This is a genomic window from Streptococcus infantis, assembly GCF_964243025.1.
Classification (GTDB): Bacteria; Bacillota; Bacilli; order Lactobacillales; family Streptococcaceae; genus Streptococcus; species Streptococcus infantis_N.
Genome location: NZ_CAXTDJ010000011.1, coordinates 1 through 8,548, shown reverse-complemented (window position 1 = coordinate 8,548; position 8,548 = coordinate 1). Strand labels below are relative to the sequence as shown.

The following is an 8,548-nucleotide window of genomic DNA, read 5'->3' as shown; positions in this document are numbered from 1 at the left end:
TTTAAATTTTTGGGATTAAGTACTTTATCCACCTTTATTATACTCTCTCCACCAGTAAGATGCAAGCAATTATACAAAATAGATTTAACTATTTTATATAGCGAAAACTTACAAATTTTTAAGAAATAATTTTTGCATTCTTAAAGATAAAATAGGAACTTTTAGTAATAAATATTAAAATAAATAAAATAATAGATACTATAAAATTTGGAAGTATTAACCCCAAAAGATTCATATCATCTATTAAAATATCCTCTAAAGAGTAGTATATTAAAGCCATAATTTTAATGTTAAGTAAAAATGCAATTAATGAAGTAACAAATGTCAAAAATATAGCCTCACCAACTTTAATCTTAATCATCTGGTAATTAGAAGTTCCTAAAATTTCAAATTGCTGAATCTCAATTCTTTCTTGATGCGATGACAAAAATGCAATTGAAATAATATTTGCAAGTACTATCAAAATTGGTGCTCCTACATAGACAATAAATGCCACTTTTAGCTCTAAATCACTGTCATCTTGAAATTGAGATAGTATATTCTGAGAAATCATTTGAAAACTAGAAATTAGTAATATAGCTCCTGTAATTGCAGCACTGATAGATTTTATATAAGGCTTACGATATAGTAAATTCCACTTCGAAACAATGAACATAAAATTATTTCTAAATATAATTATAGAAAGTAGTTTGATAAAAAATGACTGTATAAAAGGAGATAATTGATAAATAATCACAATATCTAAGATTACAATATTGAATATTATCTGGGCCTTCTCTAAAATTGTGCTATCTTGGAAAATTTGTTGCAAAGAAAGCAACCAGATAACACTAAAACCAGCCAATAGCAGTATTCTTTTTACTATTGAAAGAACATGCCTTATTTTAGAACTCTTCCTATTTCTAATCTTCTTGAACGTATAAAAGCAACCACTTAGAAAGGCTAAAAATGAAATCAACACTACTGTAATAATACATCCAACAGCACTCATTTGAAATTGGATATCAGGTAATATATTTTCCCCGAAAAAGTATTGTAAAAAATAATAATAATTTGACGTAACAAATATAGAGCATAGATATGCAATAAAACTAATAATCGAGGAAATGATAAAAATCTGTCCCCCCACAAGAAATGATAGTTGAAGGCGACTTGCTCCCAACACCTCCAGAAGATCGTAATCATCTCTAAAAATTTCAACCAACATATTTATTATGTTAGAGAGCACAAAGAATAATGTTACTCCTCCGAATACTATAGGAAACATAAAAATTGGTTTAGGATCTGGAAGTCCGACAAATACTTGCGAATTATTCTCAACATTAATTACTCCATTAACAGCCAATCCCATAACTAAACTCGAAACAAAAATTACTGGTGAAACGCCTAACCATTGTTTCTTATTATGTAAAAATTGATAGTAAACTAATCTGAGCATCTCTATCCCTCCGTAGTTGATTGTACCTCTAAGATTTTATACAACTCTTCCCCGCTAGGTCTATGAAGTTCTTTGAAAATTTTTCCATCTTTCAATATTAATGCACGATCAGTTTTCGAGGCCAATTCTATATCGTGTGTTACCATAATTACACACTTACCCGCCCCTACTAACTCTCTCAATAATTCAAAAATTACTTCACGAGAAACGCTGTCTAAAGCCCCAGTTGGCTCATCAGCAAATATTATATCACTATCAGCAATAACCGCTCTAGCTATAGCAACCTTCTGTTGTTCTCCACCAGACAGAGTTCCAACAAAATCGTTTAAGCCAGCATTAAACTTCATTCTTTTGAGTAAGTTTTCTACATTTTTAATAGTTAATTTTTTTTGTGATAATCGCAAAGGAAGTGCTATATTTTCTATTACCGGCAGGGAAGGTATTAAATTGTATGCTTGAAATATAAAAGATACTTCGTTACGTCTTATACTTGACAATTTTGCATTTCTGATTTTATAGGGGTTGATTCCATTTAAAATTACTTCCCCACTTGTTGGTTCAAGCAAACTAGAAATACATTTTAATAAAGTTGACTTTCCAGAACCACTAATTCCTAGAATACTTATAAATTCTCCTCTCGAAGCAGAAAGAGAAACATTTTTCAGCACTTGCAACGTTTTATTGTTTCCTAGTAAAAATTGATGATACAGCCCTTTCACTTTTAATATATAATCTTTATCCATATTCTTGCCTCCAATCACTTAATTTTGAAAAGTGTTCCATTTTCCAATTTATATATATCAGTGTATCTCTTGTCATTTAAGTCATAATGATGTGAAACTTCAATAAATGAAATACCTAAATTGAACAGAATATCATGTATGGAATTTGAATTATCATTATCTAAATTAGCTGATATTTCGTCAAATAAGTACACTTTATTATTTCTAATCAGAGCTCTAGCTAAAGCTATTTTTTGTTTTTGACCTCCAGACAAATTACTACCATTTTCACCACATTGATAATTTAGTATATCTATCTTTTCTAATTCTTCATATAGATTTACCTTTTTTAACACCTCAATTATCTGATCATCTGAAAAATATTCATTTTGAAATAAAGTTACGTTCTCACGAATAGTAGTGTCAAAAATATATGGTGTCTGATCAACTGTTGGTATTGAATCTGAACTCTTTTTCCCATGTGATAACAAATTTACATAACCTTTTTGTGGCTTTAAAGAACCATTAATTAAATTTAAAATCGTTGTTTTCCCACTACCAGAAGTTCCTGTTAATAATACCCTAAATGGTGATTTTAATGAGAAGTCAATACTTAATTTATTTTCTGGTGTAATAGAATATACAACATCTTTCATGTGTATCTCATCTATTGATGAAGTATACAGTCCGTTATTATCATATTCAGCGTCTATAAAATTCTTCTCTCCACTTAAGTATTTTAAAAACGGTTTCCTTAAATCTTTGGTTGTATTTATCTTATTTAATGAATAGGCAATTGATTGTATCGGCCCTAAAACTTTATCGTTTGCTAAGAAAATACCTATCAGTTCACTAAAAGAAAGGCTTTTATGATAAATTACAAAATAACATCCTACAACCAAGGGAACTAGAAAGCAAAAACCTGCAATTAGTGCTGCAACCAATTTTGAAAGAACCTCTGATCGTTTCAAATTAAAAGTAGAATCTTCTAGTTTATTCAACTTTTTATCCGACAAACTAATTATTTCTTTAGTAACAGAATAAGATTTTAATGTCTTAAAACCATTAAAAATTTCTTTTATTATGTGAGTATACTCTGCATTGCTGTTAGAGTACTCATTAGCTGAATTAGACAACATCTTCTTCATAAAGACAGGTACTATAATCGGCAATGCTGATAATACAATAAATATTATTGAAACTAGGAAGTTTAAATAGAGCATAAAACTTAGAGAGACGATGAACAACAATATTGAAGAAATTATTTCAAAAATTTGTCTAAAATAGTTTTCTTCGATTAATCTCAAATCATTTGACAAAACTGAAATAATAGATGAGTAATCTTTAACCATTTCAGAAGAAAGATACTGTTCTCTAAAATATCCTTGTTTAATTTTTACATTTATATCTTTTGTTATTGATGCTTCCGTTACTTCTAAATAGTAATTTGATATATAGATTGCTGACCACCCCAGAATACTTATAGCACCAAATCTTAGAACGTCAGAAAATGAGGAAGTCTGATTTAAACTACCTGCATATACAATAATTCCTGAGAGCAAGACACCATTAAACGAAGATAGAAATATTAAAATCCCCATTAATATAAGTTTAGTCTTTTTTATAAATTTTAAATAATTCATAAGTTATTCCTTCCCACTTCTTCAAAGAAATAATTTAAAGTATCAATCATTAAGAGAACATCTGATGGAGTAAAACCTCCATGGCCAGCTGCTTTGTTTAAATACAACAAACTTTTAACTCCAATAGAATTTAATTTCTTTGACCACTCTATCACTTCGTTATTATTAATATATGGGTCTTTCTCACCCAAAATATTAACTATAACAGTATTTGAGTCTCGTGCCTTTTCAATATTTTGCATAGGCGAATATGACTTTATATAAGCCTTTACTTCAGGGTCTCTAATATCTCCCCACTCTGCTATTTCGGTCTTAGAAAGAGGATCATTTGGATTCTGAAGTGTATCATAAGGATTTATAAATGGCGAAAATAAGAGAATGCTTTGAAATAAATTTTTTTCCTCGTTCAACACCGCACCAGCAATTATTCCACCTGCACTAGAAGTTATTAAACCTAATCGCTTACTGTCAATTACATCATTTTTCCTTAAATAATTTACTCCCTCAATAAAATCTCTGATAGAATTCCATTTGTTTAACGCTTTTCCTGAGCGATACCATTCACCACCCAAATAGCCTCCACCTCTTACATGAACTATAGCATAAATAAAACCTGCATCTATTATAGATAACATAATTTCATCTAAATCAGAATTATCATTCTTACCATAAGCCCCATAGACACTTAGAATACATTTTTTTCTTCTTGGGAGCTCATCCGCATCTTCACTTTTCCAAAATAAAGAAATCGGTATACTTACATCATAACTGTCTTTTTTAGTCCAAATCACCTTAGAAAAATATTTAGTATTATTCGATTTTATGATGGGTCTTTCAAATTCAGTTTTTAATGTATTTTCTATTAAATCAAAACTAAGTATTTTTTCGTAAAAAGTTCTCCTCTCTAAAAACAGAAGAACACGATCAGAAAATGAATTTTCATAAAGTGTTGTCTTTTCATCAAATGTTATCTTATTAACACTCAACTCCCTCAAACTATTATTTTTAAATGTAGCAAGATAAAAGACGGAATTCGCTGCGTTTGAACAGTCTAAAAGGATATAACGTCCTATACAGTGAACTCTTCTAGCCCTATCTTGATATGGTATAGTAATAGAAACTCTGTCTCCCGAAGAAGTTTCCCTTAGAATTAGTTGATCTTTCTTTTCTTCAGTTGAAGAGAGCCCAAGAAAGTACTGTGCTTTTTCTGTACTAAATAGAGCGATATCTCTAGGTGTTGGGGCTACCGTTTCTGTGTAAGAGTGTCTAACAAAACCCGTCCGGTCGAAACTGTATAGAAAAATCCTGCCTTTCTGAAAGTCTACTGACTTTACAAAACAATTATTGCTATCAATGTGGACTATTTTTAATCGAAAAGAGCATTCGTTTTCTTCAAACAATTCCTCTTCTGTAAAGCTATCAAAAGATTTATAGAATAACTTACTTGGCCTCCCGTACTCTTTGGAGCGAGTATACATAACACCGAATTTACCCAAATAGAACGAACTTTCTACTGAAATATCTTCAATGATAAATAACTCCTCCATAGTATATTTTTTTATTCCAATTAAATTAGTGCTACGCAGTGAGGACACAACCAAAACTACATAACTCTCATCAGATGAAATCCTAACATCCTGTAAGATACTATCATCTGGCAAAGTATATTTTTCCACATCAAAGACAATTTTAAGTGAATTTGAATTGTCTAAACTGGAAGAACTAACCTTAGGAATCCAGTCATTATCTTCGACATACCATTCCTTTATTACACCAGTATTGGGTATACTCCAATTATCAAATTGGTACCAATATCGCCCTCTCCTAAATATCAAAGAATTCCATTTTTTTAATTCCTGAAATGATGAAGAGATAGACCTCTTATAGTGTGTTTTTTCCTGTATTGTATTTAAAAATATTTCATTACTCTGATTCACAAGTATAACCCCTTAATAATGGTATCTCAATATTATATTTGAGGAAGAATCGTCAATTTATTATCCATTATTGATACCAATCCAATTGCAACACCCGCAAATCCCGAAGCAATATCTGTTGTTATCTTTAAACCATTATCTCCCGCAATAACAAATCCTTCTTCAATTACACACAAATATCTATAAAGTTGTTCAATTAATTTCTTTTGTCCTAAAAAGTTATCATCGATATCAATATATATATTATTAGCAACTTCAAGACCACAAAATCCGTTAAATAAACCTGGTAATACACAAAAAACTACATCAGTTGCCCTCTCTAAAGAAGTTAAATATTTTAAGTAGTTGCTTGACAAGATTTCTTTATTTCTATTAATAAGTAAAAGTAGGCCAGCACTTCCAGTTGCTAGATATGGTAGTAATCTATGACCTTGGCTGTACTGCAATGAATTATTACTATCTACTTTATAAGCAACTAATTCTTTATCTACAGCCAATTCTAGACCATTTTTATAGATACTTTCACCAGTTAATTTATAAGCTTCACCGAAGAGCCAAGCTACCCCTGCGTGACCATATAGTAATCCACCAAAATTCTCATAAGGATCATTACTCTGAACATCACTAGCGCCAACTTTACAAAAAGTTTCTGGATTTTCTATATAATTTAAAGTATATTTTCTAAGCCTAATTAGTATTTCTTCTCCTAGTTTATTATCAATTTCCCCTTTACTAAGAAAATACAGTCCAACCAGTAAAATTCCAGCCTGCCCACTATATAAATTTTTATTTTGTGAATTCTCAAATATCTCTATAAAATGAGTTGTAAAAAGTTCAACTGCCCGATCTATCTCCCCCAATTCATAAATGAGCCAGATTGTACCAATTTTACCATCAAAAAGACCAGAAAAGGACGCTTTCTTAAAATTATTTACTGCCTCATTAATAACCTGTGTTCGAATCTCATAATAGTCATCAAACTTGAAATTTTTTACTTTCTTAGCTAGTTGTTGATAACTCCAAAGGATAGCTAAATCTGAAAACGCAATTCCTTGATTAAAATTCAGACCATAATAATGAACCGGGAAGAATCTTGATTGAAATTCTTTACGCCACTCTCCATAAGTTAGCGTAAACCCTCTCAATAATTTTATAATAAAATCTTGTATATCTTGCTCACTCTCGATAGTTCTAATCTCATGCATGGGTTTTAAAACTTTTTTCCTGGAAATATTCTCGATCTGTGGACATTTAGAATCTAGATATGACAATAAACTTTCTACATAATCTATATGTTCTCTTGTATAACCCAAAGACTCAAATAGTTTTTTTCCTTCTATTCTGGTTTGACTTACATAGTTGTATGTCAAATCCGATGTAGTTACTAGTGGCATGTATAAATAATGAGCTATTTGTCTAATACCATACCAATCTATCTCACTGGGAAGTGTTTCTCGCCATGCTCTAAAACCAGGGGCTGCAACTTTATGTACAACTTTTTCATCATTCGAAAAGACAGCCTGTTCCCAGTCTATTATACTAATCTCATCTTCATCCTTAACCAAGATATTTCCTAAATGTAAATCTTGATGATATACATTTTCAGAATGAAACTTATTCGTTAAATCGATGAGTTTTTCCACTATCTTTGAAACTCTCAATAGATAATCTTTGGTCTTATCAACAACTTCATATAAAGGAAAATTATTGGTAACCCATCTATTTAGTGGAACGCCCTTCATATATTCAATTCCTAAGAAGGTGTGCTCCCATATCTTACCGTACCAGTATATTTTAGGCGTCTCACTCCATTCATTTAGAATTTTTAGTGCTTTGCACTCCGAAGCTAATCTCTCTGAAGAATAAGTACCATCAAATCCTAGACCTGTATACGGTCTAGCCTCTTTTAAAATTATTTTTTTCCCATCTTCTTTTAGCTTAGCATTATATATCCCACCACTGTTTGAAAATCTAATTGCATTATCTATAATAAAGGGAAAGTCTCCCTGTTTTTTATCTTTCTTGTCAAGCCATTTATTCAAAAAGTCAGGGGGCACTATACCTTTTGGAATTTTAAATACTGGTAAACGTTCATCTTTAACAACTTCATCGCCAACAATTAATTCATCAATAGCAACCTTCTTTTCATCATCCCTTGACGGCCTAAACACACCATACCTCAGATATATTGGTGCTTCATCCCAACGTTTATCGCTTAAAATATATGGTCCATTATATTGCTTTAAGGCACTTTCTAACCTTTGCAAAACCGACTCTAATTCATTTTGATTTGGATAACATGTAATAAATTTACCAGAAAATCCTCGACTAACCAATTTCCCGTTTCTCATGATAAATTTGTCTTCTGTACTAAGATGTTTAAATGGAATTCGCATTTCATGGCAAATTTTTGCTACATCTTGTAACAATTCGTGTGAACTATTATACTCTGAACTAATGTGTATTTTCCACCCTTGTCTTTCAACAAATTTTCCAATAGGGTATTGATAAACCCACTCATCATTATTCATTACTTCGTGCCAATTAAAAGGCAGACTTACTTGGTACTTTATGCTTGTATCTGTACTATAATCATTATTAGTGAAAAAGAAAGGATGCTCCAAATTGAAATTATAATCCATAACAAAATCTCCAAGAAATTCTATCAAACTTAATATATCTATAGCTAGACAGACTTATTTAAATAAAAAGGGAGAATCCTTTGGATTCTCCCCATATAAGCACTAACATTCCAACGTGCACATATTGGAACGACATCCATAACTCCAGAGTATCTCTAAAGTTTAC

Annotated in this window: 5 protein-coding genes; all 5 read right to left on the bottom strand. The window is 30.9% G+C overall.

The window, feature by feature from the left end:
- Positions 1–118 precede the first annotated feature (118 nt).
- Genes ACESNQ_RS08600 through ACESNQ_RS08580 form a run of 5 tightly spaced genes read right to left on the bottom strand, consistent with a single transcriptional unit; the run spans position 119 to position 8,382 of the window.
- The gene (locus ACESNQ_RS08600) at positions 119–1,438 is read right to left on the bottom strand and encodes a hypothetical protein (RefSeq protein WP_373076211.1); all 1,320 of its coding nucleotides are present in this window, start codon (positions 1,436–1,438) and stop codon (positions 119–121) included.
- Between the two features lie 2 nt (positions 1,439–1,440).
- The gene (locus ACESNQ_RS08595) at positions 1,441–2,181 is read right to left on the bottom strand and encodes an ABC transporter ATP-binding protein (protein ID WP_179211392.1); all 741 of its coding nucleotides are present in this window, start codon (positions 2,179–2,181) and stop codon (positions 1,441–1,443) included.
- A 14-nt stretch (positions 2,182–2,195) separates the two neighbouring features.
- The gene (locus ACESNQ_RS08590) at positions 2,196–3,803 is read right to left on the bottom strand and encodes an ATP-binding cassette domain-containing protein (RefSeq protein ID WP_373076209.1); all 1,608 of its coding nucleotides are present in this window, start codon (positions 3,801–3,803) and stop codon (positions 2,196–2,198) included.
- Complete coding sequence (locus ACESNQ_RS08585) at positions 3,800–5,740, bottom strand: prolyl oligopeptidase family serine peptidase (RefSeq protein WP_373076207.1); 1,941 nt, start codon at positions 5,738–5,740, stop codon at positions 3,800–3,802. Before ACESNQ_RS08585 ends, ACESNQ_RS08590 begins: the two co-directional genes overlap by 4 nt.
- A gap of 32 nt (positions 5,741–5,772) precedes the next feature.
- Entirely contained in the window at positions 5,773–8,382 is a 2,610-nt protein-coding gene (locus ACESNQ_RS08580; RefSeq protein WP_373076205.1) for a class III lanthionine synthetase LanKC N-terminal domain-containing protein, read from the bottom strand.
- Positions 8,383–8,548 lie beyond the last annotated feature (166 nt).

Coding starts and splice junctions, on each gene's coding strand:
- ACESNQ_RS08600 (WP_373076211.1), bottom strand. CDS start 1,438: ATGCTCAGATTAGTTTACTATCAATTTTTACATAATAAGAAACAATGG.
- ACESNQ_RS08595 (WP_179211392.1), bottom strand. CDS start 2,181: ATGGATAAAGATTATATATTAAAAGTGAAAGGGCTGTATCATCAATTT.
- ACESNQ_RS08590 (WP_373076209.1), bottom strand. CDS start 3,803: ATGAATTATTTAAAATTTATAAAAAAGACTAAACTTATATTAATGGGG.
- ACESNQ_RS08580 (WP_373076205.1), bottom strand. CDS start 8,382: ATGGATTATAATTTCAATTTGGAGCATCCTTTCTTTTTCACTAATAAT.